26 protein-coding genes are annotated in these 21,767 nt (G+C 70.8%); 15 read left to right on the top strand and 11 right to left on the bottom strand.

Annotation, left to right across the window (positions count from 1 at the left end):
* Window positions 1-3: 3 nt before the first annotated feature.
* Window positions 4-438 (bottom strand): GlcG/HbpS family heme-binding protein, encoded by a 435-nt coding sequence (locus tag G6G98_RS09910; protein WP_067347737.1) that lies wholly within the window; start codon window positions 436-438, stop codon window positions 4-6.
* Window positions 439-588: 150 nt separating this feature from the next.
* Here G6G98_RS09910 and pyrE point away from each other — a divergent pair, with 150 nt between their 5' ends.
* Genes pyrE through G6G98_RS09895 form a run of 3 tightly spaced genes read left to right on the top strand, consistent with a single transcriptional unit; the run spans window position 589 to window position 3,222 of the window.
* Window positions 589-1,149: an orotate phosphoribosyltransferase gene (pyrE, locus tag G6G98_RS09905; protein WP_067347734.1), complete on the top strand. Its 561-nt coding sequence runs from the start codon at window positions 589-591 to the stop codon at window positions 1,147-1,149.
* Entirely contained in the window at window positions 1,146-2,048 is a 903-nt protein-coding gene (locus G6G98_RS09900) for an ROK family protein (RefSeq protein WP_067347732.1), read from the top strand. The genes pyrE and G6G98_RS09900 overlap by 4 nt, the downstream gene beginning before the upstream one ends.
* Before the next feature lie 22 nt (window positions 2,049-2,070).
* Entirely contained in the window at window positions 2,071-3,222 is a 1,152-nt protein-coding gene (locus G6G98_RS09895) for an anhydro-N-acetylmuramic acid kinase (RefSeq protein ID WP_067347729.1), read from the top strand.
* Window positions 3,223-3,237: 15 nt separating this feature from the next.
* On the opposite strand, the gene G6G98_RS09890 is transcribed toward G6G98_RS09895, so the two are convergent.
* The 8 genes from G6G98_RS09890 to G6G98_RS09855 form a co-directional block, all read right to left on the bottom strand.
* Entirely contained in the window at window positions 3,238-3,402 is a 165-nt protein-coding gene (locus G6G98_RS09890; protein ID WP_166706086.1) for a hypothetical protein, read from the bottom strand.
* Window positions 3,399-3,968: a YdeI/OmpD-associated family protein gene (locus G6G98_RS09885; RefSeq protein ID WP_067347726.1), complete on the bottom strand. Its 570-nt coding sequence runs from the start codon at window positions 3,966-3,968 to the stop codon at window positions 3,399-3,401. Before G6G98_RS09885 ends, G6G98_RS09890 begins: the two co-directional genes overlap by 4 nt.
* Before the next feature lies 1 nt (window position 3,969).
* Entirely contained in the window at window positions 3,970-4,782 is an 813-nt protein-coding gene (locus G6G98_RS09880; protein ID WP_067347723.1) for an HAD-IIA family hydrolase, read from the bottom strand.
* A gap of 207 nt (window positions 4,783-4,989) precedes the next feature.
* Window positions 4,990-5,622: a metal-dependent transcriptional regulator gene (locus tag G6G98_RS09875; protein WP_067347721.1), complete on the bottom strand. Its 633-nt coding sequence runs from the start codon at window positions 5,620-5,622 to the stop codon at window positions 4,990-4,992.
* Between the two features lie 24 nt (window positions 5,623-5,646).
* Entirely contained in the window at window positions 5,647-5,937 is a 291-nt protein-coding gene (locus tag G6G98_RS09870; RefSeq protein ID WP_067347718.1) for a hypothetical protein, read from the bottom strand.
* Between the two features lie 55 nt (window positions 5,938-5,992).
* Complete coding sequence (locus tag G6G98_RS09865) at window positions 5,993-6,856, bottom strand: metal ABC transporter permease (RefSeq protein ID WP_164234660.1); 864 nt, start codon at window positions 6,854-6,856, stop codon at window positions 5,993-5,995.
* Entirely contained in the window at window positions 6,853-7,656 is an 804-nt protein-coding gene (locus G6G98_RS09860) for a metal ABC transporter ATP-binding protein (RefSeq protein WP_164234661.1), read from the bottom strand. The genes G6G98_RS09865 and G6G98_RS09860 overlap by 4 nt, the downstream gene beginning before the upstream one ends.
* Window positions 7,653-8,573 (bottom strand): metal ABC transporter substrate-binding protein, encoded by a 921-nt coding sequence (locus G6G98_RS09855; protein ID WP_164234662.1) that lies wholly within the window; start codon window positions 8,571-8,573, stop codon window positions 7,653-7,655. Before G6G98_RS09855 ends, G6G98_RS09860 begins: the two co-directional genes overlap by 4 nt.
* 112 nt (window positions 8,574-8,685) lie before the next feature.
* Here G6G98_RS09855 and G6G98_RS09850 point away from each other — a divergent pair, with 112 nt between their 5' ends.
* From G6G98_RS09850 to G6G98_RS09830, 5 genes are all read left to right on the top strand, one after another.
* Window positions 8,686-9,006, top strand: a complete 321-nt coding sequence (locus G6G98_RS09850) for a hypothetical protein (RefSeq protein ID WP_164234663.1) — start codon at window positions 8,686-8,688, stop codon at window positions 9,004-9,006.
* 141 nt (window positions 9,007-9,147) lie between these two features.
* The gene (locus tag G6G98_RS09845) at window positions 9,148-9,777 is read left to right on the top strand and encodes an RNA methyltransferase (RefSeq protein WP_164234664.1); all 630 of its coding nucleotides are present in this window, start codon (window positions 9,148-9,150) and stop codon (window positions 9,775-9,777) included.
* A gap of 53 nt (window positions 9,778-9,830) precedes the next feature.
* Complete coding sequence (locus tag G6G98_RS09840) at window positions 9,831-11,000, top strand: sensor histidine kinase (RefSeq protein WP_067347702.1); 1,170 nt, start codon at window positions 9,831-9,833, stop codon at window positions 10,998-11,000.
* Complete coding sequence (locus tag G6G98_RS09835) at window positions 10,997-11,653, top strand: response regulator (protein ID WP_067347699.1); 657 nt, start codon at window positions 10,997-10,999, stop codon at window positions 11,651-11,653. The genes G6G98_RS09840 and G6G98_RS09835 overlap by 4 nt, the downstream gene beginning before the upstream one ends.
* Window positions 11,654-11,747: 94 nt before the next feature.
* Entirely contained in the window at window positions 11,748-12,926 is a 1,179-nt protein-coding gene (locus tag G6G98_RS09830; protein ID WP_067347696.1) for a hypothetical protein, read from the top strand.
* Between the two features lie 203 nt (window positions 12,927-13,129).
* On the opposite strand, the gene G6G98_RS09825 is transcribed toward G6G98_RS09830, so the two are convergent.
* Window positions 13,130-14,452, bottom strand: coding sequence for an MATE family efflux transporter (locus G6G98_RS09825; protein ID WP_164234665.1), 1,323 nt, complete (start codon window positions 14,450-14,452; stop codon window positions 13,130-13,132).
* A gap of 263 nt (window positions 14,453-14,715) precedes the next feature.
* Window positions 14,716-16,236: an HNH endonuclease signature motif containing protein gene (locus G6G98_RS09820; RefSeq protein WP_164234666.1), complete on the bottom strand. Its 1,521-nt coding sequence runs from the start codon at window positions 16,234-16,236 to the stop codon at window positions 14,716-14,718.
* A 114-nt stretch (window positions 16,237-16,350) separates the two neighbouring features.
* On the opposite strand from G6G98_RS09820, the gene G6G98_RS09815 reads away from it, so the two are divergent.
* The 7 genes from G6G98_RS09815 (at window position 16,351) to G6G98_RS09785 (ending at window position 21,746) form a co-directional block, all read left to right on the top strand.
* Complete coding sequence (locus G6G98_RS09815) at window positions 16,351-16,911, top strand: DUF1992 domain-containing protein (protein WP_164234667.1); 561 nt, start codon at window positions 16,351-16,353, stop codon at window positions 16,909-16,911.
* A gap of 139 nt (window positions 16,912-17,050) precedes the next feature.
* Window positions 17,051-17,446: a hypothetical protein gene (locus tag G6G98_RS09810; RefSeq protein ID WP_067347685.1), complete on the top strand. Its 396-nt coding sequence runs from the start codon at window positions 17,051-17,053 to the stop codon at window positions 17,444-17,446.
* A gap of 298 nt (window positions 17,447-17,744) precedes the next feature.
* Window positions 17,745-18,167 (top strand): type IV pilin protein, encoded by a 423-nt coding sequence (locus G6G98_RS09805; RefSeq protein WP_067347682.1) that lies wholly within the window; start codon window positions 17,745-17,747, stop codon window positions 18,165-18,167.
* An 84-nt stretch (window positions 18,168-18,251) separates the two neighbouring features.
* A complete protein-coding gene (locus tag G6G98_RS09800; RefSeq protein WP_067347680.1) occupies window positions 18,252-18,638 on the top strand; it encodes a type IV pilus modification PilV family protein in 387 nt (128 codons plus the stop codon).
* Complete coding sequence (locus tag G6G98_RS09795; RefSeq protein WP_067347677.1) at window positions 18,635-19,189, top strand: prepilin-type N-terminal cleavage/methylation domain-containing protein; 555 nt, start codon at window positions 18,635-18,637, stop codon at window positions 19,187-19,189. Before G6G98_RS09800 ends, G6G98_RS09795 begins: the two co-directional genes overlap by 4 nt.
* Window positions 19,180-20,820, top strand: coding sequence for a hypothetical protein (locus G6G98_RS09790; RefSeq protein WP_067347674.1), 1,641 nt, complete (start codon window positions 19,180-19,182; stop codon window positions 20,818-20,820). The genes G6G98_RS09795 and G6G98_RS09790 overlap by 10 nt, the downstream gene beginning before the upstream one ends.
* Complete coding sequence (locus G6G98_RS09785; RefSeq protein WP_164234668.1) at window positions 20,817-21,746, top strand: prepilin peptidase; 930 nt, start codon at window positions 20,817-20,819, stop codon at window positions 21,744-21,746. The genes G6G98_RS09790 and G6G98_RS09785 overlap by 4 nt, the downstream gene beginning before the upstream one ends.
* The last annotated feature ends 21 nt before the right edge of the window (window positions 21,747-21,767 follow it).

Raw genomic sequence — 21,767 nt, 5'->3', positions numbered from 1 at the left:
TCCTTACTGCTGTTCGAATCCGACGGTGTTCGCGCCGAGGCGCTTCAGAGTCTTCAGGGCGATCTCGGCATCCTGCGCCGGGCTGCCGCCTGCCACGCCGAGCCCGCCGACGTGCGTATCGCCGAAGACTATCGGCACGCCTCCGTCGATGGTGGTGAGGGCGCCGCCCGTGCCGAGCGGCAGGGCGGTCGAGAGCGCTTCGGGGATGAGGCCGGTGCGGCGGCGGGTCGAGGCCGAGGTCGCGGCCTTGCGCCTGCTGGTCTCGGCGCTGTGCGGGGTGGCGCCGTCGGCCATGCCGTAGGCGATGAGGGTCATCGACGGGTCGGCGACGGAGACGACGGTCTTCACGCCGTGCTGCTCTCCCACCTCCATGGCGACCGCGACGGCACGGGCGGCCGTCTCGTAGGTGATGGCGACGATCTGGCGGTGGGTAGACATGCTGTCTCCTCTTCTCGTGCAGGTCGGGGTCATGCAGGCGGTCATCTCGGAAATTCACATAGCGAATAATTACTCTCGCATGACGGAATCATATGACAAATGCTCGACGAGGTCCAGCGTGCCTTTCACGCGCCTTCTACACTGGATGCCGTGACCGCACTCGACGCAGACCGTCAGAACCTCCTCGACCTGATCAAGGGCGAGGCGGTGTTCCACGGAGACTTCACCCTTTCCAGCGGCAAGAAGGCGACGTACTACGTCGACATGCGCAAGCTCACCCTCGATCACCGCGCCGCCCCCGCCATCGGCCGCATCATGCTCGACCTCATCGCCGATCTCGACGTCGTCGCCGTCGGCGGCCTCACCCTCGGCGCCGACCCGATCGCGAACTCGGTGATGCACGCCTCGGTCGCCACCGACCGGCCGCTCGACGCCTTCGTCGTGCGCAAGGAGCCCAAGGACCACGGTCGCGGCCGTCAGATCGAGGGCGCCGACGTCAAGGGCAAGCGCGTCGTGGTCCTGGAGGACACCTCGACCACCGGCCAGTCCGCGCTCAAGGCCGTCGAGGCGCTGCGCAAGGAGGGTGCCGAGATCGTGGCCGTCGCCGTGATCGTCGACCGCAAGACCGGGGCGCAGGCCGCGATCGAAGCCGAGGGACTCGAGTGGCGCGCCGCCTTCGACCTCGACGACCTGGGCCTCGACCCGCAGTGACCCGCCTCGCCCTCGCCGTCGACGTCGGCGGCACCAAGATGGAGGCCGCGCTCGTCGGCGCCGACGGCGCCCTCGTCCCGGGCAGCCGCAGCCGTCAGGCGACGGGGCGCGAAGCCACCCTCGACTCGCTCGACGCCGCCGTGCGGGCGATCGTCGAGCACGCCCTCGCCGCCCTCCCCGCCGACGCCGAGCTCGTCGGAGCGGGCATCGGCAGCGCCGGCCCCGTCGACAGGACTGCCGGCACGATCATGCCCGTGAACATGCCGCAGGCGTGCGGCTTCGGCCTCGTCGAGTCTGTCCGGGCCGCGGCATCCGCCGTGCTCGGCCGCGAGGTCCGCACCGTCCTCGGTCACGACGGCGGCGCGCTCGCGCTCGCCGAGTCCTGGCTGGGTGCCACGCAGGATGCCGGCGCCTCGCTCTCCATCGTCGTCTCCACGGGCGTCGGCGGCGGCTTCGTCGTCAACGGGGCGTACATCCCCGGAGCCACCGGCAACGCGGGTCACCTCGGGCAGGTCCGCCGCGAGGGCGGGCTGACGCTGGAGGAGATCGCCTCCGGCCCCGCGAGCGCCGCCTGGGCGCAGCAGCAGGGCTGGACCGGCGCCACCGGCGAGGACCTCGCCCGGGATGCCGCGGCCGGCGTCGCCGTCGCCCGCGCCGCCATCGAGCGCTCGGCGACGGCGGTCGGGGAGGCGCTGGCGGATGCCGCCACCCTCGTCGACCTCGACGTCGTCGCGATCGGCGGCGGGTTCTCCCGCGTCTCCGCCGACTACATCGATCTCGTGCAGCAGGCGCTCACCGCGAGCGCCGCGCACGAGTACTCCCGCCGCACCCGCGTGGTCCGCTCCGGCCTCGGCGACGAGGGCCCGCTCATCGGCGCCGCCGCCCTCGTGCTGCGCTGAAACCCTCGACGGAAGGACGGAGATGCGCGTTCTCGGCCTGCTCTCCGGCACCTCGCACGACGGGATCGACGTCACCGTCGTCGACTTCACCGAAAGCGACGGCGCGGTGCACGGCACCGTGCTCCACGAGGACAGCATCCCGTACGATCCGGCGCTGCGCGCCCGGCTCGTCGCCGCGCTCCCGCCCGCGCAGACGACCTTCGCGGAGGTGTGCGAGCTGGACACCCTGATCGGGCAGGCGTTCGCCGAGGTGGCCGCGAACGCGGCAGCCGCGGTCGGCGGGGTCGACGCCGTCTGCTCGCACGGCCAGACGGTGTTCCACTGGGTGGATGGCGAGCAGGCCAGGGGCACGCTGCAGATCGGCCAGCCGGCCTGGATCGCCGAGCGCACCGGCGCACCCGTCGTGTCGGACGTGCGGATCCGCGACATCGCGGCCGGCGGACACGGCGCGCCGCTGGTGTCGTTCCTCGACGAGCTGCTGCTCCGCGGCCGTGCAGGCGTCTCCGCGGCGGTCAACCTCGGTGGCATCGCGAACATCACCGTGGTCGGACCCGACGGGCTCTCCGCCTACGACATCGGACCGGCGAACGCCCTCGTCGACGCGGTGGTCGTGGCGGAGGGGCTGAACGAGCGCGGCTACGACGCCGACGCCGCCATCGCCCGCACCGGAGCGGTCGACGAGGACCTCCTCGCGGCCCTCCTCGCCGACCCCTACTACGCCCTCCCCGCGCCGAAGAGCACGGGCAAGGAGCATTTCCACCTCGACTACGTGCGCGCGCACACCGCCGGGAGGGACCTCGCCGTCGCCGACCTCGTGCGCACCCTCACCGAGCTCACCGTGCGGACCGTCGCGCAGGACGTGCGCGCCGCCGGGATCGGCTTCCTCGCGGCCTCAGGCGGGGGCTGTCACAACCCGCTGATCATGGAGGGCCTGCGTGCGGCGCTCCCCGGGGTCGAGGTCGTGCTCGCCGACGAGCTCGGTGCTCCTGCTGACAGCAAGGAGGCCATCCTCTTCGCCCTCATCGGCTGGTGCACCCTGCATGGCGTGCCCGCGGTGATCCCGGGCGGCACCGGGGCGCAGGAGCCGCGGATCCTGGGCACGATCACCCCCGGCGCGGGGCCGCTGAGGCTGCCGGAGCCGGTCGCCGCGCTGCGGAGCCTGACGCTCGGCTGAACCCGGCCTCCCGACTCAGGGCTTGCGGTCCTCGTCCCACGGGCCCTCCCACCAGCCCGCGCGGCCGTCGTCGCCGGAGCCTCCGCCGCGCCGCCCGCGGAAGAACTGCACGACGAACACGATCAGCGACGTCGACGTGATCGCGATCAGCACCAGGAACAGCCAGTCGGACTGGTTCACGGTCTCCTCCCCTCCGCGGCATCCGCCACGATCTTCGCGATCCGCGCCGCGCGGGTCTCCGGCCGCTTCGCCATCGCGATGCTCGTGAGCCCGAGCTTCTTCACCGACTTCGGGAACGCGTCCCAGTTCTGCCGGGCCGCGGGCACCGCGTCCAGCGCCGCCGCGAACTCGGGAGGCTCGATGCCCGCCTCCGGGCCGTCGAGCACCGTCCACGACCCGTTCGCCTTCGCGGCCTCGATCGCTCGGATGCCGGCGGGTGCCAGCTGTCCCGCCGCCTCGAGCTCGGCGATGCGCGCCTTGTTCGTCGCCGCCCAGCCACCGGAGGGCCGGCGCGGCGAGAACCACTGCCCGACGGTCCCGTCGTCGAAGGTGCGCACCGGGCCGTCGATCCAGCCGAAGCACAGGGCCTGCCGGACCGCATCCTCGTAGCCGACGCCCTCCGCAGCCCCGCCGCGCACGCTGAGCAGCCACACCCCGGCGGCTCGCTCGTGGTGCGCCTCGAGCCAGGAGCGCCAGGTCGCGGCATCCGCGGCCGTGATCCGCTCGCCGTCGTCGAGGACGCCCATCTCAGCCCTTCGTCTTGACCGTCGGGATGGTGTCGGTGATGCGGGGCAGCAGATCGGCCACCGACTGCACGATCTCGTCCGGCCGGAACGGATACCTCTCGATCTCCGCCTGGTCGCTGATGCCGGTGAGCACGAGGACGGTGTGCAGGCCCGCCTCGATGCCGGCGACGACGTCGGTGTCCATGCGGTCGCCGATCATGCCGGTGCGCTTCGAGTGCGCGCCGATCTTGTTGAGCGCAGAGCGGAACATCATCGGGTTCGGCTTGCCGACCACGTACGGATCCTTGCCGGTCGCCTTGGTGATGAGCGCCGCGATCGCGCCGGTCGCGGGCAGGGGGCCGTCGGCGCTCGGGCCGGTGGCATCCGGGTTCGTGACGATGAATCGCGCGCCGGCGTTGATGAGCCGGATCGCCTTCGTGATCGCCTCGAAGGAGTAGTTGCGGGTCTCGCCGACGACCACGAAGTCGGGGTTCGTCTCGGTCATGATGAACCCGGCGTCGTGCAGCGCGGTGAGGATGCCGGCCTCTCCGATCACGAACGCGGAGCCGCCGGGGAGCTGCTGCTTGAGGAAGTCGGCCGTCGCGAGCGCGGAGGTCCAGATGCGCTCCTCCGGCACGTGCAACCCGCTGGTGCGCAGGCGCGCGGAGAGGTCGCGCGCGGTGAAGATCGAGTTGTTGGTCAGCACCAGGTAGGGGATGCCGGCGCTCTCCCAGCCGGCGAGCAGCTCGGATGCCCCGGGGATGGCGTCGTTCTCATGGACGAGCACGCCGTCCATGTCGGTCAGCCAGCATTCGATGTCGTCTCTCTGAGCCATGTGCACAGCCTAAAGGGCGGACGTTGCGGGCAGATGTCGGGTTCTCGCACGGGCGCGTGCGTGGTCGAAGATGCTCCTCTCGAGGGCTCCGCTGAGGCGTGCGTGGTCAATATCGCTTCTCTTCAGGGCTGCGGGGATGCACTTCTGACCTCGCAGTGACGAGCGTGACGCTTCGGGGTGCGAATGAGGCGCGCACCGGGGTCGGGTTCAGGCGCTGAGCCAGACCACCTCGGCGGCGCCCTCGGGCAGCCAGACGGCCGCCCCGTCGAGCTCGACGCCGGATGCCGTCGCCGTCACCGCGCTGCCGACGGTGAGGCCGAGCGACTCCAGGGCGCGCAGCAGCTCCGGGTCGCGGTCGTCGACCCGCAGCACACGGCCCTCGTGCCCGGCCGGCGCATCGGCGAGCAGCACGAACGGCTCGCGGTGGACCGTGCCGTCGGCATCCGGGATCGCATCGCCGTGCGGGTCGAAACGGGGGCGCCCGAGCCGGGCGTCGATGCCCTCCAGCAGCCGGTCGCTGATGGTGTGCTCGAGCACCTCCGCCTCGTCGTGCACCTCGTCCCAGCCGTAGCCGAACTCGCGCACGAGCCAGGTCTCGATCAGGCGGTGGCGGCGCACCATGGCGAGCGCGCGCTGCGTTCCGGCATCCGTCAGCCGCACCGCGCCGTAGGGCACATGCGAGACGAGTCCGGCGGCGGCGAGCTTCTTGACCATCTCCGTCACCGAGGACGGGGCGATGCCGAGCTTCGCGGCGAGGACGGACGGCGTGATCGGCGCGTCCTGCCACTCGGTGTGCGCGTACACCGTCTTCAGGTAGTCGTCTGCCGCCGGGGATGCCACGGGTGCCAGCCTACGTCAGAGGCCTCAGGCCGTGGCGGCGGCCAGCAGGCCGAAGGCGACCTGGCCGGCGAAGAACACGACGGCGAAGCCGAGCAGGGCCGCGGCGAGCGAGAGCCGTCCGTCGAAGCCCTCGACCTCGGCGATGCCGACGGTGCGCGCGCGGAACGCGAGCACGATGGTCGCGACGCCGAGAGCCAGCTGCACCCACGGGCCGCCGGCCGGCAGCGCCTTGGGGAATGCGACGAGCAGGATGCCGATCACGCCCGTGGCCACGCCGATCCAGGTGAGGACACGGACCTTCGCTGCGGCAGTCATGCTTCGAGCCTAATCGCCGGCCTGGCGAACGACCTTCGCCTGGCGTCCAGGCCTCCTAGTGGAGGACCGGATGCCGGCGCCGGCGGAGCAGCACGCGGATCACTCCCTGCCGCGGGCTGAACAGGTAGACGAGGCCGAACACGCACCCCTGCACGAGCACGACGAGACCGCCGGATGCCGCGTCGAGCCAGTAGCTCAGGTAGATGCCGAGCACGGAGGAGAGCGCGGCGATCGTCGGGGCGATCGCGAGCATCCGGCCGAAGCGGTCGGTGAGCAGGTAGGCGGTGGCGCCGGGGATGATGAGCATCGCCACCACGAGGATGACGCCCACAACCTGCAGGGCGACCACGGCCGTCAGTGCGAGCAGGCTGAGCAGCAGGGCTCCGAGCAGCCGCGGGGAGAGCCCGATGGCGAAGGCGTGCGCCGGATCGAACGCGTACAGGGTGAGGTCGCGGCGCTTGATCATCAGCACGAGGAAGGCGGCGGCCGCGAGCACGGCGATCTGGATGAGCTCCGCCGCGGAGATGCCGAGGATGTTGCCGAAGATGATGTGGTTGAGGTCGGTCTGGCTCGGGGTGACCGAGATGAGCACGAGGCCGAGGGCGAACAGCGTGGTGAACACGATGCCGATCGCGGCGTCCTCCTTGACGCGGCTCGTGCCGCGGATGAGCCCGATCAGCCCGACGGCGAGGAAGCCGAAGACCAGCGCTCCGATCGCGAACGGGGCGCCGAGGATGTAGGCGATCACCACCCCGGGGAGCACGGCGTGCGAGACGGCGTCGCCCATCAGCGACCAGCCGATGAGCACCAGCCAGCAGGAGAGCACGGCGCAGAGGACGGCGGCGATCACGGTGGCGACGAGCGCGCGGACCATGAACTCGTACTGCAGCGGCTCGAGGAGCAGGTCGAGGATGCTCATCGGCCGCCCTCCCCGTCTCCGTGGCTGCTGTCGCCGCCGCTGCCGCTGCTGCGGTCGCCCCGGCCGTCGCCGAGCACGTCGAGCCCGAAGGTGCGGGCCAGCTGCTCCGGGCGGAGCGCCTCGTCCACCGGACCGTGGAACAGCACGCGGCGCAGCAGCAGCACGGCGGCATCCGCGAGTGCGGGGAGAGCGTGCAGGTCGTGGGTGGAGACCAGCACGGTGCGGCCCTCGGCGGCGGACTCGCGCAGCAGCCGGACGATCATCGCCTCGGACTTCTTGTCGACGCCCGCGAACGGCTCGTCGAGGAGCAGGATCCGCGCGTCCTGGGCGATGCCGCGGGCGACGAACACGCGCTTGCGCTGACCGCCGGAGAGCTGGCCGATCTGACGGTCGGCGAGGTCGGCCAGCTCGACGCGCTCCAGCGCGGAGTCGACGATCTCCCGGTCGGCTCGGTGCGCCCGCCTGGTCGGGCCGAGATGCCCGTAGCGCCCCATCATCACGACGTCGCGCACCGACACGGGGAACGCCCAGTCGACGTCCTCGCTCTGCGGCACGTAGCCGATCATCCGGCGCCTGCGCGCCTCGAGCGGAGCGACGCCGTCGAGGCGGACCCGGCCGTGCGCCGGGCGCACCATGCCGGTGAGCGTCTTGAACAGGGTCGACTTGCCGGAGCCGTTCATTCCGACGAGGGCCGTGACGCTCCCGAACGGCACCTGCAGCGACACGTCCTCGAGGGCAGTGACCTCGCCGTAGCGGACGCTCACGTCATGCGCGTCGATCGCGGGAGACACTGTGGTCATGGGGCGCTCCCGGTGAGGGCGTCGACGATCGTCTCGGCGTCGTGACGGATGAGCTCCAGATAGGTCGGCACCGGCCCGTCGGCCTCCGACAGCGAATCGACGTACAGGATGCCGCCGAACTCGGCATCCGTAGCTTCGACCACCTGGCGCATGGCCTTGTCCGACACGGTCGACTCGCAGAACACCGCGGGGACGTCGTTCTCCTCGACGTACTCGATCGCCCGCGTGATCTGCTGCGGGGTGGCCTGCTGCTCGGCGTTGACCGGCCAGATGTAGGCCTCGCTGAGGCCGGCGTCCCTGGCGAGGTAGGAGAACGCGCCCTCGCAGCTGACCAGGGCGCGCTGGCGCTCGGGCAGCGCCGACAGTTCGGCGACGAGCTCGTCGTTGACGGCCTGCAGCTCGGCCTTGAAGTCCTCGCCGTTCGCGGCGAAGTCGTCGGCGTGGTCGGGGTCGAGCTCGCTGAACGCCGTGACCATGTTGTCGACGTAGATCTGCACGTTCAGCGGGCTCATCCACGCGTGCGGGTTGGGCTTTCCCGCGTAGGCGTCCTCCGTGATGTCGATCGGCTCGATCCCATCGGAGACGACGACGTGCGGCACGTCGACGGACTCGACGAATTGCGCGAACCACGCCTCGAGGTTCAGCCCGTTGTCGAGGATGAGGTCGGCCTCGGCCGCCTTCGTGATGTCGCGCGGGGTGGGCTCGTAGCCGTGGATCTCGGCACCCGGCTTCGTGATCGACTCGACCGTGAGGTGGTCGCCGGCGACGTTGGCGGCGATGTCGGCGAGCACGGTGAACGTCGTGAGCACGACGGGGCGGTCGGAGCCGGGCGCGTCCGCAGGCGCTCCGCACGCGGCAAGCGGCAGCAGGGTGGCGCCGAGGAGGACGCCCGTGAGGATGCGGCGACGTTGAGGCATACCGAGATCGTATCGGATTTTTCGGTGTGCCTAAATATGCCTCGGCCGGGCGGATCGTGGGAGGGAGCGGCGACGTGTTAGACCTGAAGCCTGACCATCGACGGGAGGCGGAATGGTGCTCAAGCGGGCGCGGGCGAGCTGGTGGGTGCTACTGCTCCTCGCCGTGCTGTGCGTGTTCCCCGTCGCGACCGCGGGGCTGTCGCAGGCGGCGGATGCCGGTGCGGACGTCGTCGACTCCTGCTGGGAGAGCGAGTTGCCCGAGGGCGTGCAGCCGCGCGACGGCACGCTGCGCAGCGCGGCCGTCACCGCGATCCCCTCCGGGCTGCACTGCGACTGGGAGGCGGGGGACACCCAGACCGGCTGGCCAGTGACCGTCGCCGCGCTCATCGCCTCGGGCGCGTGCGTCGTGCTCACGCCGTTCGCGCTGCGGTAGGGCAGCGGGGGAAGATGGGTCGTCAGCCTGCTGCCTGTGCTCGCGATCGGCCTGATCTGGCTCGCGATCTGGTCGAACACGGTGTTCGTGATCATCGACTGAGCGGCGGGCCCTGGGCTGCCGGGCGGATAGCCTGGCGGGATGGAAGAGCAGACGCCCGAGCGCACGACCTACGGCGTCGGCCCCTGGCCCGGCGGTGAGGGCGAGTGGCCGGAGGGTGAGCAGTACGATCCCGATCTGCTCGCGCACGGCGACACCCGCAACGTGATCGACCGGTACCGCTATTGGCGGATGGAAGCGATCGTCGCCGACCTCGACACGCGCCGGCATCCGTTCCACGTCGCGATCGAGAACTGGCAGCACGACATGAACATCGGGTCCATCGTGCGCAGCGCCAACGCGTTCCTCGCCGACACCGTGCACATCATCGGCCGGCGGCGCTGGAACAAGCGGGGCGCGATGGTTACCGATCGGTACCAGCACGTCGTGCACCACGAGGACGTGGAGGCGTTCGCCGCATGGGCGGCCGCGGAGGGCATCCCGATCATCGCCGTGGACAACGTCGAGGGCGCCGTGCCCGTCGACAGAGCCGATCTGCCGCCGCGGTGCGTGCTGCTGTTCGGACAGGAGGGGCCTGGCCTGTCGGAGGCGGCGCTCGCCGCGGCATCCGCCCACATCGAGATCACCCAGTACGGCTCGACCCGCTCGATCAACGCCAGTGCCGCCGCGGCCGTGATCATGTACGAGTGGTGCCGGAGGCACGCGGTCTGACTCACCCGCGCGGGCGATCCGGCGTCTCTCCGGTGCATGAGAGCATGAGGGCGATGCGCCCCGAACCTGCACCGTCTCCGCCGGGCTGGCGGGCCTGGCTGCGCGCCGACACCGTCGTGGCGCTGGCCGCGCTCGTCGTGCTGCTGCCGTCGAGCATCGCGCTGCTGACCGTGGAGCCCACGCGACCCGAGGACGGGGTCGTGGCGCTCGCGGTCGCGCTCTTCATCGCGCTCCACCTCGCCACGCTGCTCGCGGTGCGGCATCCGCTCGTCGCCCTCGGGATCGCGAGCCTCGCGATGCTGACCCTCGCGCTGACCCCCGGCATCCAGGCCGTCGCCGGAGTGCTCTTCCCATCGGCCGCCGCCTATCTGCTGGTGATGGCCCAGGTCGCGATGCGGATCGTGGGTCCGTTGCGCATCGGCGCGCTGACGAGCGGCGTGCTCGGCGCCGGGATCATCGCCTTCACCGAACCGCGCTTCGACGACGGGATGCTGAAGATCGGCTCGTTCATCGGGCTGAGCGCCGCGGTCGCCGCGGCCTGGACCATCGGACTGCTGATCCGGCTGCGTCGTGCGCAGGCCGAGCAGCGCCTGCAGGCGCGGGTCGCGCAGGCCCTCTCCGACGAGCGGATGCGCATCAGCCGCGACCTGCACGACATCGTCGCGCACTCGATGACCGTGATGATCGCGCAGGCGGAGGTGGCGCGTGCCCTCCGCGACGACCCTGCGCGCAGCGACCGTGCTCTCGGGGTGGTCATCGACACCGGGCGGGAGGCGCTCCGCGGCATGCGCACGGTCGTGTCCGACGAGGCTCCCCGAGAACCGCTGCCGACGATCGGCTCGCTCAGCGCGCTCGTCGAGGGCGTGCGCACCCCCTCCGCCGAGGTGCGGCTCGTGGAGACCGGGGTGCGGGGGCGACTGCGCCCGGATGCCGCGGTCGCGCTGCACCACGCGGTGCGGGAGGCGCTCACGAACGCGGTCCGTCACGTCGCCCCGCCCGTGACGATCGAGGTCCGGCTCACCTGGGGTGCCGATCGGCTGCACGCGGTGGTCGCCGACGACGGCGGTGCCGGCCCGGGGCGCAGCGAGCTTGGCAGCGGCACCGGGCTCGTGGGCATCGCCGAGCGCGTGCGGCTCGCCGGCGGCACGCTCACCGCGGCCGCGCGGGAGCCCCGCGGCTGGACAGTGACCGTGGACCTGCCGGTGGAAGGGGCCTCCGCATGAGCCTGCGCATCCTGCTCGTCGACGACCAGGAGCTGTTCCGCGAGGCCATCGCGGTGATGCTCGCGCGCGATCCCCGCATCGCGGACGTCGTCGCCGTCGCCTCCGGCGCGGAGGCCGTCGCGCATGTGCGCGCGCACGCCGTCGACGTGGTGCTGATGGACATCCGGATGCCCGGCATGGACGGCATCGCCGCGACCCGCGAGGTGCGGGCCGTGCGGCCCTCGGCGCGGGTGCTCGTGCTCACGACGTTCGATCTCGACGAATACGTGTTCGCCGCGATCCGGGAGGGGGCGAGCGGCTTTCTCACGAAGGACGCGAGCGCGGCGGAGCTGGCGGATGCAGCGGCGGCGGTCGCCGCGGGGGAGTCGGTGCTGTCGCCGCGGGCGACGGCCGCACTGGTCGGTTTCGTGCGCGACGGGGCGCCCGCCCGGTCGCCGGAGGAGGCGCTCGCTCCGCTCACCGCACGCGAGCAGGAGGTCGCCAGGGCGCTCGCGACCGGCGCCTCGAACGAGGCCATCGCCCGGCAGCTGTTCCTCTCCGAGAACACCGTGAAGACGCACGTGAAGGCGGTGCTCGCGAAGCTCGGGCTTCCCGACCGCGTGCACGTCGTGATCTGGGCGTACGAGAACGGCGTGCTGCGGCCCGGCGCATGACCGTGCGGCGGTGCGCCGGCTCTCACCCGCGCGGGTGAGGCGGTCGACCCCGGCGGGCGATGTCCGGTCGAGGAGGCGCCGCAAGGCTGGAGCCATGACAACTCGCACTCGCGTTCTCGTCCTCCTCGTCGCCGCTCTCGCCGCCGCAGCGGTTGCGGTGGCTTCGCTGCTGCGGATGCTCGTCCCCGAGTTCCTCGCTTCCCTGCCGACCAGCCTCGCGGGACGCCTGGGTCACGGCGTGGAGCTCGCCGTCGCGCTCACCGGGGCGCTCGCCGTGCTCGTGGTGGCGCTGCTCGCGCTCGCCGCCGAGCGAAGTGCGCAGGTGGCAGTTTCGCCGGCCGCGCAGGTGGCGGTTCGGCCGGCCGCGCAGGTGGCGGTTCGGCCGGCCGCGCAGGTGGCGGTTCGGCCGGCCGCGCTCCGTGGTGTCGCCCTGCTCGCGGGACTGCTCCTCGCGGTCACGACTCCGGGCGGTGTGATCCCCGCCGCCGGCTACACGTTCGCGATGGCGGTCGTCGTCGGCGGCACCGTCTTCATCGTCCTCACGGTGCTGCGCCGGCCCTGGCTCGGCATCCTTCTCGCGGTCGTCGTCGGCGGCATCCTCACCCACGCCGTCGTCAACCTCGGTGCGGCATCGATCCCGGTGCGCCTCGTCGGAGGGTACGCAGCGGTGCTGCCGTTGGTCTCCCTCGCGCTCGGGCACGTGATGGCCGCGAGCGGCCTCCTCGTGTGGGCGGTGACCGACGCCCGCAGCGCGATCGGCCCGGTGGGCGGGTTCGTACTCCGTCACCGCGTCGCGATCACGGTCGTGGCCGCCGCGTGCGCCCTGCCCTACGCCCTCGCCCGGGCCAGCTGGCTCACCCCCTGGCCCCTGTTCGGCGGCAGCGCCGAGCTGTTCGCGGAGGAGCCCTCGATGCTTGTCACGGGACTGATGCTCGGCACGGGCATGCTCATGGGCGGCGTGCTGACGCTCGGTCTCGTCCTGCCGTGGGGCCGGCGCTTCCCGCGGTTCCTCGCCGGTCTCGGTGGGCGGGACGTGCCGCTGGCGCTGGCCGTGATCCCGGCGAGCATCGTCAGCGTGCTCTTCACCGCCGCCGGGGTCGAGTTCGCGATCGAGGGCGTCGGCCCGGCGAAGGAGGGGCTGTACCTCCTGCTGATGTTCCCGTTCTGGCTCTGGGGCCCGCTGCTCGGCCTCGCGGCCTGGGGCTACGCGATGCACCGCAGGCAGCAGGCGGAGGTTGCTGCTCCGATTCCGGGGGTTCCCGTCAGCGCGTGATCAGGCGACTGCGCAGAGCGGATGCCGTGGGTCTGGTGCCTGCGGCATCCGCTCGCACTGTGGCTGGCGCATCCCGCTCTGCCACGGCCGGGATCGACGACGGAGCCGGGTGCCAGGAACTGGTGATGTTCCCGGTCAACCGCGGTCGGTGCCGAACGCGTGCTTCATGAGCGCTGCCGACATCTCGTCACCGTGCGTCGTCCCTACGCCTCGACCGTGACCCAGCGCCCCGAGCGCACGCGCCAGCCGAGCGTGCCGAGTCGCGCGAGGAGGTAGACGCCGAAGAACGCGACGGAGAGCCAGATGAGCCCGGGGACGCCGTCGACGCCGGTCGCCGCGATGATCCAGAGTGCGGGCAGGAACGGCACGAGGTTGATGCCCCCGGCGATGGCGAGGTAGCGGGCGTCGTTCGCCCCCATCAGCACGCCGTCGAGCACGAACACGATTCCGGCGATCGGCTGCGCGACCGCGAGGACGATCAGCGCCGGCTGCACGAGCTGGGCGACCTCGGCGGAGCCGGTGAAGACGAGGCCGAGGACGCCGGAGAGCGCGGCGATCAGGCCGCCGACGATCACGCCGAACCAGGCTCCCCAGGCGACGGTGCGGGCGAGCACACGGTGCACCTGCTGCTGGTCGCCTGCCCCGAGCTCCTTGCCGATGAAGGCCTGTGCGGCGATCGCGAGGGCGTCGAGGGCGAACGCGGCGGCGGAGAAGATCGTGAAGACGATCTGCCAGCCGGCGAGTTCCTCGGTGCCGATGCCGGTGGCCACGCCCACGGTCGCGAGCAGCGCGATGCGCAGGCTGATGGTGCGCAGGAACATCCAGCCGCCGGAGCGGGCGGTGCTGCGGAGTCCGTCGCGCTGGGCGCGGAGGGAGGCGCTGTGCTTCGTCGCGAGGCGCTGCACGACGAGGACGTAGGCGGCGACCATGCCCCACTGAGCGGTGACGGTGCCGACGGCGGATCCGGCGATGCCCCAGCCGAGTCCGTAGATGAACAGGGCGTTGAGGAGCGCATTGGCGCCGAAGCCGAGCCCGGCGATCCACAGCGGCGTCATCGTGTCCTGCATGCCGCGGAGCAGGCCGGTCGCCGCGAAGACGATCAGCATGGCGGGCAGCCCCCACATCGAGATGACGAGGTAGGCGCCGGCCTCGGCGGCGACGGCGTCGGATGCTCCGAACAGCGACACCATCCACGGCGTCGAGACGGCGCCGATCACCGCGAGGATCGCACCGAGCCCGAGCGCCAGCCACATGCCGTTGATGCCGACGGAGACCGCCTCGCCCGGCTCCCCGGCGCCGAAGCGACGGGCGACGGCCGGGGTGGTCGAGTACGCGAGGAACACCATCAGGCCGACGATGGTCTGCAGCACGGCACCGGCGATGCCGAGGCCCGCGAGGGGCGTGGTGCCGAGATGCCCGACGAGGGCCGCGTCGACGATGAGGAACGCCGGCTCGGCGATCAGCGCACCCAGCGCGGGGACGGCGAGCCGCAGGATCTCTCGGTTGAGGGAGGCGCGCGGGTTCACCCCTCGAGCCTATGGGGTGGTGGGGACAGCGGTGCTCGGGGCTGAGGGTGGCGTGCGCAGGCGGCACGACGCGGGCGGCATGACACCGACGGCACGCGCGGGCGGCACGGCGCAGCGGGCACGACGCAGACGACAGGACGCGGGCGGCACGACGCAGGCGGTGGTGCATGCGGCGCTCGCGGCGTACGCGGACGGGTGCACCCTGTGCGACCCGAGCAGCTGCGGTTCGCGCGAGCGACGCGCGTGATCCGAGCGACCCGGGGTCAGACGAACATCATGCGACGGGGCGGCGGATCCACGTAGTGCCGGCCGAGCGGGCTGGTCCACTGGATCGAGCTGTCGGGGAGCGCCCGGGCCGACCAGCGGATGCTGTCGTCGAGGTCGGGGTGCTTGAGCACGTGGTGTCCACGACAGAAGTGCGACAGGTTGCCGAGGGCCGTCGGGCCCCCCTTGGCATGGTCGTGGTTGTGATCGATGTCGCAGCGGTGCACCGGCATCCGACATCCGGGGAATCTGCAGTGCTGGTCGCGAGCGCGCAGGAACCGGCGCATGCCCTCCGTCGGACTGTACGTGTCGGTCTCGATGACCATTCCGGTCGGATCGAGGAGCAGCCGGGTCCATCCGCCGTTGCGTCCGGCGAGATCGCGGGCGACGTCGGGATCGAGGGGGCCGTGCCGGTCGAGCTCGGCGAGCCGGTCGTCGCCGCCGGCGAGCGTCGTCGCGGCGATCGTGACCTGAACGTGTGCGGTGATGTTGTCGAGGGCGGTGCCGTGCGCGGCGCTCGGGTCGCTGGCGAGGAGGAGATCGGTGAGCAGATCGGCGCGGATCTGGTCGAGCGTGCGGGTGTCGGCGGGGATGTGCTCGACATCGGCCTCGGCGGCCGGCGCGGTGCTCACGTGCTCGACGTCGGCCTCGGGGCCGCCGTTCGAGGAGCTGTCAGCGCTGGCGCCCTGAACCGAACCGTCTGCGAACGGGTCGGTGGTGAAGGTGTCGTCGTCTCCGAAGATGGCGTCGCCGACGCCCCAGGCCTCGTCGTACGCGTCGTCGTCGGGGGAGAGGTCCTCGGCGTACACCGGGTCTGGGCCATCGTCGAGCAGGTCGAGGTCGAGCGCCGGCTCGCGGTCGTCGCGCGTCGCCACGACCTTGCGGGCGAGCTGCGTCAGGCGGTCGAGGATGGCGTACGCGAGGTACTCGGGCAGGACGACGGTGAGCAGGGCGAGACCGTCACCGAGAGGGCGCACGGAGACGGCCCGCTCGCCGGCCGCGCGGCGATGACGCTGCTTCTCGGTCTCGCCGGCGAGCGCTGAGGCGATCTGCCGGACATGCGCGCGGGTGCGCGACGGGGATTCCAGCTCGGCGACGACCAGGGCGGCGGTGTCGTACGCGGCCAGCGTCGCGGCATCCGCCCTCCTGTTGTTCACGGCCTCGCGGACGACCGCTCCCGCGCGGACGATCTCCCGCACATGAGCCGCCGTGATCGTGCCGCTCTCGAACGCCGCGCGCACAGAGGGGAGCGAATTCTCGAGCGCCACGGCGTCGGCGAACGCGTGATCCATGCTGCCCGTGGCCATCCGGGCCGCAGCGGCGTACTCGGCGACCATCGAGCGGCGAATCGTCTCACGATGGTACGGATGTTCGCCGACATCCTCGTCCATCAGGCGGGCGCGCGCGGCGAGCAGGCGGGAAGCCTTCGCCTCCATTCTGGCGATCTCGCGACGCGTCTCGACCCACTCGTCGAGCAGCGCGCCACGCTGTTCGGGGTCGAGATCCGAGGAGAAGGCCATAGGCTCAGTTTAGAATATAACTCCGAAGAAGGGAAGGGGTTATCCACAGAATCTCGCCGCTTCTCCGCCGCTGCGAATTACCCTGGAAGGGACCGGATGTCACGGAGGTGAGCGATGACCGACCCGCGCGAGGCCGCGGCGCGGTACCGCGCGCGGCAGCAGAACCCGCAGTTGGATGCGGAGGAGGAATCGGCCGCCGCGCAGGGGGCGGCCGCCGCCGTGGACAGGGCCGCGTACATCGAGACCGCGATCCAGGTCGTGATCCGGCGCGGGGATTTCGACGACCTGCCCGGCGCCGGGAAGCCTCTCGAGGGCCTCGGTTCGCACCATGACCCGGACTGGTGGATCCGGCGGAAGATCGAGACCGAGAACCTCACCGGACTCGGTCCGCCAGCGCTGCTGCTGCGCGTCGAGGACCGCGAGCTCGACGATCAGCTCGACCTGCTCGGCCAGGAGAGCGACGTGCGCGCCGTGCTGGAGGACTTCAACCGCCGGGTCGTCGAGGCCCGCCGTCAGCTGCTCGGCGGCCCGCCGGTGGTCACGAGCCCGAGGGACGTGGACGCCGAGATCCGCGCTTGGCGCGAGCGGAGGGATGCCGCCCGCGACGCGGCCCCGCCGGCTGCGGCATCCGCTCCGGAGAAGCCGCGCCGACGGAGGCTGTTCCGCCGGAGGTGAAGGCATCCGGACGCAGCTCGAAACGACCCCTCGGGAGTTTTATAGATCGTCTGGAAGAACCCGTTGACACCGTTCAGGGCCAGGAGTAGACCTCAGGTAGACCGGGCCGTCCGACCCGATCCTGAACGAAGGGCATGACATGACCACTGTCAAGAAGTTCCTCACCCAGGCGGGTGTCGTCTCGGGTCTGACCGCGGTGCTGGTGCTCGGAAGCGGTGCGACCGCTTTCGCCCACGAGTGCTTCATTCCGAACCGCTCCGACAAGGCGAACGAGAACGCCGCCAACTCGCAGCAATGGATTCCGCTCGCCGACATCATCACGATGTTCGAGCCGGAGGCAGCAGCGTGCCTGATTCCTGCGCTGGAGGAGCAGGGCGTCGACACCTCGACGCTGCTCTTCGGGCACCACACCCTCGGTGAGAACCGGGCGTCCGGCGACTGGATGGCCGACGGCTCGGGCGTCGACCACCTCTTCGCCGCCTATGGCGCCCAGATCGGCGCAGCATCGGAAACCTGCGGGATCGCAGCACCGTAAGAGGATCGCTCCATTTCGCCCGCGGCGTCGGCGCCGCGGGCGATTCGCATGTCGTCCGGACGTCGTTTTCTGATCCTCGGATGTCGTTCTCCGGACTTCGGATGCCGTCGTCTGTGAAGATCCTGAAACTGCCTATTGCGCAGGGGCGGACGCAGGTCCACTATGTGCTCAAGGAGCCGCGGAATACTGGGACGACCGCGACGCCGACTCTGGGGACCGGGACATTCGGAATGATTGGCGCTGCTGGGGCGCGCCGGTACAGAGCAACCCATTCCGTCGTCCCTAAGAGGGGTTTGCCATGCGCACTATCCACCGCCTCATCGAGGCGAAGAAGGCCGAGCGGGAGGAGAACGGCGAAGCCGGCTTCTCGCTCATCGAACTCATCATCGTCGTCGTGATCCTGGGGATCCTGGTGGCGATCGCGATCCCATTGTTCGCGAACATCCAGACCCAGGCGCAGACCAATGCGCTCAAGGCAGCTGCGGCGAATGGCGCCACGGCTGCTGCGGCGGAAATCACACAGCCGGGTGCGACACTCGCGACCGCACAGACTGCGGCGGCTTCGGCCGGTGATTCACCGATCGTCACATCCCTGGAGAACGCCGCCTTGCCGACGATCGACAAGATCTGTGTGAAGGCGGCGGGTGGTACGGGATGGCCTGCGGCCGTCTATGCCGGTCCGGGCGCAAATGCTGCTGGCACCGCCTGCACGGCTCCTTGATCCTCATCGCTGAGTGACGAGCGGAGGCCCGCCCGGCCTGACCGGCGCGCGGGCCTCCGCCTCAGCATCCGTCTGGAGGCCGGCATGCTGCCACGTGCGCACGACGACGAGGGCTTCGGTCTCGTCGAGGTCGTCATCGCGATGTTCCTGCTTGCGATCATCGCTGTGGCGCTGCTTCCCGCGCTCTGGAACGGCATCGCCCAATCCTCCCGTCAGTCGGCGACCGCCACGGCGACGCGCGAGCTGAACTCGCTCATCGAAGAGGCGAGAGACGCTCACACGTGCGCGGCTCTCGACGCGATCACGACGACGCAGACCTTCTACGGCGGCACGCAGAAGGAATTCCTCGTGCGCGTGCCGAGCGGGTTCACGTACTCGTGCACGGCCAAATCGGCGGTGCCGGTCACCCTCGAGGCCGTGCAGGGCGGCGTGGTGCTGGCCGTGGTGGAGGCGAAGGTGTACGTCTCATGAGCAGCGCGGCCGCCGATCACGCCGTCGCCGACGACGTCGGCCTCTCCCTCATCGAGCTGATCGTCGTGGTCGTGGTGGTCGGGATTCTCAGCAGCGTGGTCGTGATGATCCTGGTGAACTCGTGGACGACTCAGCAGGACGTGAACTCCACGACCGTCGCCACGAACGAGGGTCAGGTATACGCCTCGAGCATCGAGAAGGCGGTCCGCAACGCGGACGCCATCCAGCTCAACGGTGCACAGACGCAGCTCCTGGTGCGGACGACGCTCGGCGGCGCCCTGACCTGCCAGGCGTTCAAGATCGAACCCGTCGACGCGCTGAATCCCGCTCGGGGAGACGCGGCGTATCTCGCGACCGGGGCGAGTGCCACGACCTGGTCGGGGCCGAGCATCCGGGAGAGTGTCGATCCGGTCGCCGCCTCCTACTTCACCAAGAGCGGAAAGGTCATCACCTACGCGTTCCAGATCGAGACCGAGGCCTCTCCCGTCACGTTCGATGGCGAGGTCTCGGCACGCAACAATCTCAGCGAGACAGGTGCACCGTGCTGGTGATCAACAGCTTCCTCGACAAGGCCCGGGCACGCAGCGGTGATGACACGGGGGCGGTGCTCGTCGCCGTCGTCGTGGTGATGCTGCTCGGCTTCCTCGTCGCCGTCACCATCGCGGGGAGCGTGGTGTTCACGATCCAGGCGAACGTCGGCAACCGCAGCAGCACACAGGCGTTCATCGCCGCCGAGTCGGGTCGAGACGCGGCGGTCGCGCAGCTCGGCGCGGCCATCTCGTCGAACGGCAGGACGTTCACCTGCAGCGCCGGGACGCTCACGGGCAGCGGGACGAATCCCACGTACACATTCACGATCTACTGGACGCCGAGCGACACCGCGCCCACCTCGCATCTCGACGCCGGTCTGTCGTCGACCTGTCCCACCGGTGAACCGGGGCACGTCGTCATCAACGCGGTCGGCACGGATGCCGCGGGCGGACGCGCCGAGATCGACGCGGTCTACCCCTGGGACTACAAGGACGAGCAGCAGGCGGGCGGCGTGCTCGCGTACTTCGCCGGGAACGTGACCTCGACCGTGTCGAACTACACCGGTGACCTCGTCGTCCGGTCGGGCAGCTACACGTGCGTGAACGAGGGCACGATCAACGGCGATCTCTACGTCACGCACGGCAGCGTCACCCTCAGCCGGGAGTGCACCGTCAACGGCAGCATCTGGGTGCGGGACAACGTCGACGCCTCCTCTCAGCGCATCGAGGTCACCGGCGAGATCCGTGCCGGCGGCGACGTCACGTTCACCTCCAACGGCACGAAGCTCGGTGCCACGCCGGCTCCGGCGCCCCCCGCGCCCAACGGCGACATCCTCGCGGGCGGAGACATCGATCTGACGGACACCGGCTCGACGAACGGGCTGGCGTACGGCATCCTCTCCGCCACCGGCGCGATCGATGTCGGCAGCAAGTGGACGGCCACCGGCACCCGGACCCCGGGCGCCGCCGCACCGGAGTTCAACCCGACCCTCGACTTCATCAAGTCGGTCACGTCCTGGATCGACCTCGACGGCGCGTCCGGGTGGGGCGTGACGCCGGTGTCCGCCTGCTCGCTGAGCTCGGCCGACATCGTCAGCATGATCTCGAACGGCTCCACCGATCCGATCGCGCTCGACTACCAGAGCTGTTCCTCCGTCGACACGGACATCGTCATCAGCGGTCCGTCGACGGTGGCCGTGACCAAGGACGTCGTCTTCCTCGCTCCGGCAGGCAAGAGGATGAACCTCCACATCGACACCAGCCTGACCGGCGGCAAGCAGCTCGTGTTCCTGCACGCCGATGCCAGCCGCGCGCTCGTCAGCGACGAGACGGCGCCGAGCTGCGGCAACGGGAACACGAAGGACACGTTCGACCTCGACGCCGGACGCGACGTCACCGACGTGAAGATCATGGTCTACTCTCCGTGCGGTCTCACCGGCAACATCCACGCGAGCTTCACCGGTCAGCTGTACTCGAACGACTCCGGCAATCTCTCCTTCGGCAACGGCGCCTCCTACACCTGCGCGCTGATGAGCTGGCCCGATGCGTTCGAGAAGCTCGGCTGCAAGGTCCGCGGCAGCGGTGACGACGTCGTCGTGGAGACCGTGAAGGTCTACAAGCTTCTCGACCGGACCTACCAGACGGAGCGATGATGCAGACCTCGCTCACGATCTTCGTCACCGTCTTCGCCGGGCTCTTCGGGCTCGCGATCGGCTCCTTCCTGAACGTCGTCGCCTACCGGCTGCCGCGGAGGATCTCGCTGCTGCGGGAGAGTCGCTGCGCGAACTGCCGCTCCCGCATCCGCTGGTATCAGAACATCCCCGTGGTCTCCTGGCTCGCGCTGGGCGGCCGGTGCGCCGTGTGCTGGGACCGGATCCCGGTGCGCGACCTCCTCGTCGAGATCGGCACCGGCGTGCTGTTCGCCGCGGTGGCGCTCGGGGTGACGGTGAGCCGGCCGTTCGACGCGCGCCCTGTCGACGGGCCGCAGTGGTTCGGGACCCCGGAGTACTGGGGCGTCCTCCTCACCCTCGAGGTGTTCGCGGCGCTGACGGTCGTGCTCACGCTCATAGATCTCGACACGAAGAGGCTGCCGAACGCGATCGTGCTGCCCGGCTGGGCGACGGTGGTCGCGCTGATCCTCCTCACGACGATCGCGACCGTGCTGATGCCGCAGCCGGTTCCGGAGGCGAGCGCGATGGCGGGCCCTTCGGGCGCAGGAACGCCGGCGGCGGGCATCGAGCTGTGGATGCCGCTGCTGCGGGCGCTCATCGGAGGAGCATCGCTCTTCCTCTTCTACTTCCTCGTGCGGGCGATCAGCCCGCGGGGGATGGGGGGCGGCGACGTGAAACTCGCCGGCCTCGCCGGGACGGTGCTCGGGTGGTTCGGCTGGGGCGAACTCCTCGTCGGCGCCTTCTCGGCCTTCCTGCTCGGCGGCGTCTTCGGCGTCGTGCTGATCGCGCTGGGGCGCGCGAAACGCAAGACGGCGATCCCGTTCGGGCCCTGGATCCTCGCGGGGGCGTGGGTCGGGCTCGTGGCGGGGGCGCCGCTGAGCACGTGGTACCTGAGCCTGTACAGCTGATCGGCTGAACAGGGCCAACTG

Origin of the sequence: Microbacterium hydrocarbonoxydans, assembly GCF_011752045.1 — a bacterium.
GTDB lineage: Bacteria > Actinomycetota > Actinomycetes > Actinomycetales > Microbacteriaceae > Microbacterium.
Note: the sequence above shows the minus strand (reverse complement) of the source record. Positions and strands in the feature narration are given on the sequence as shown.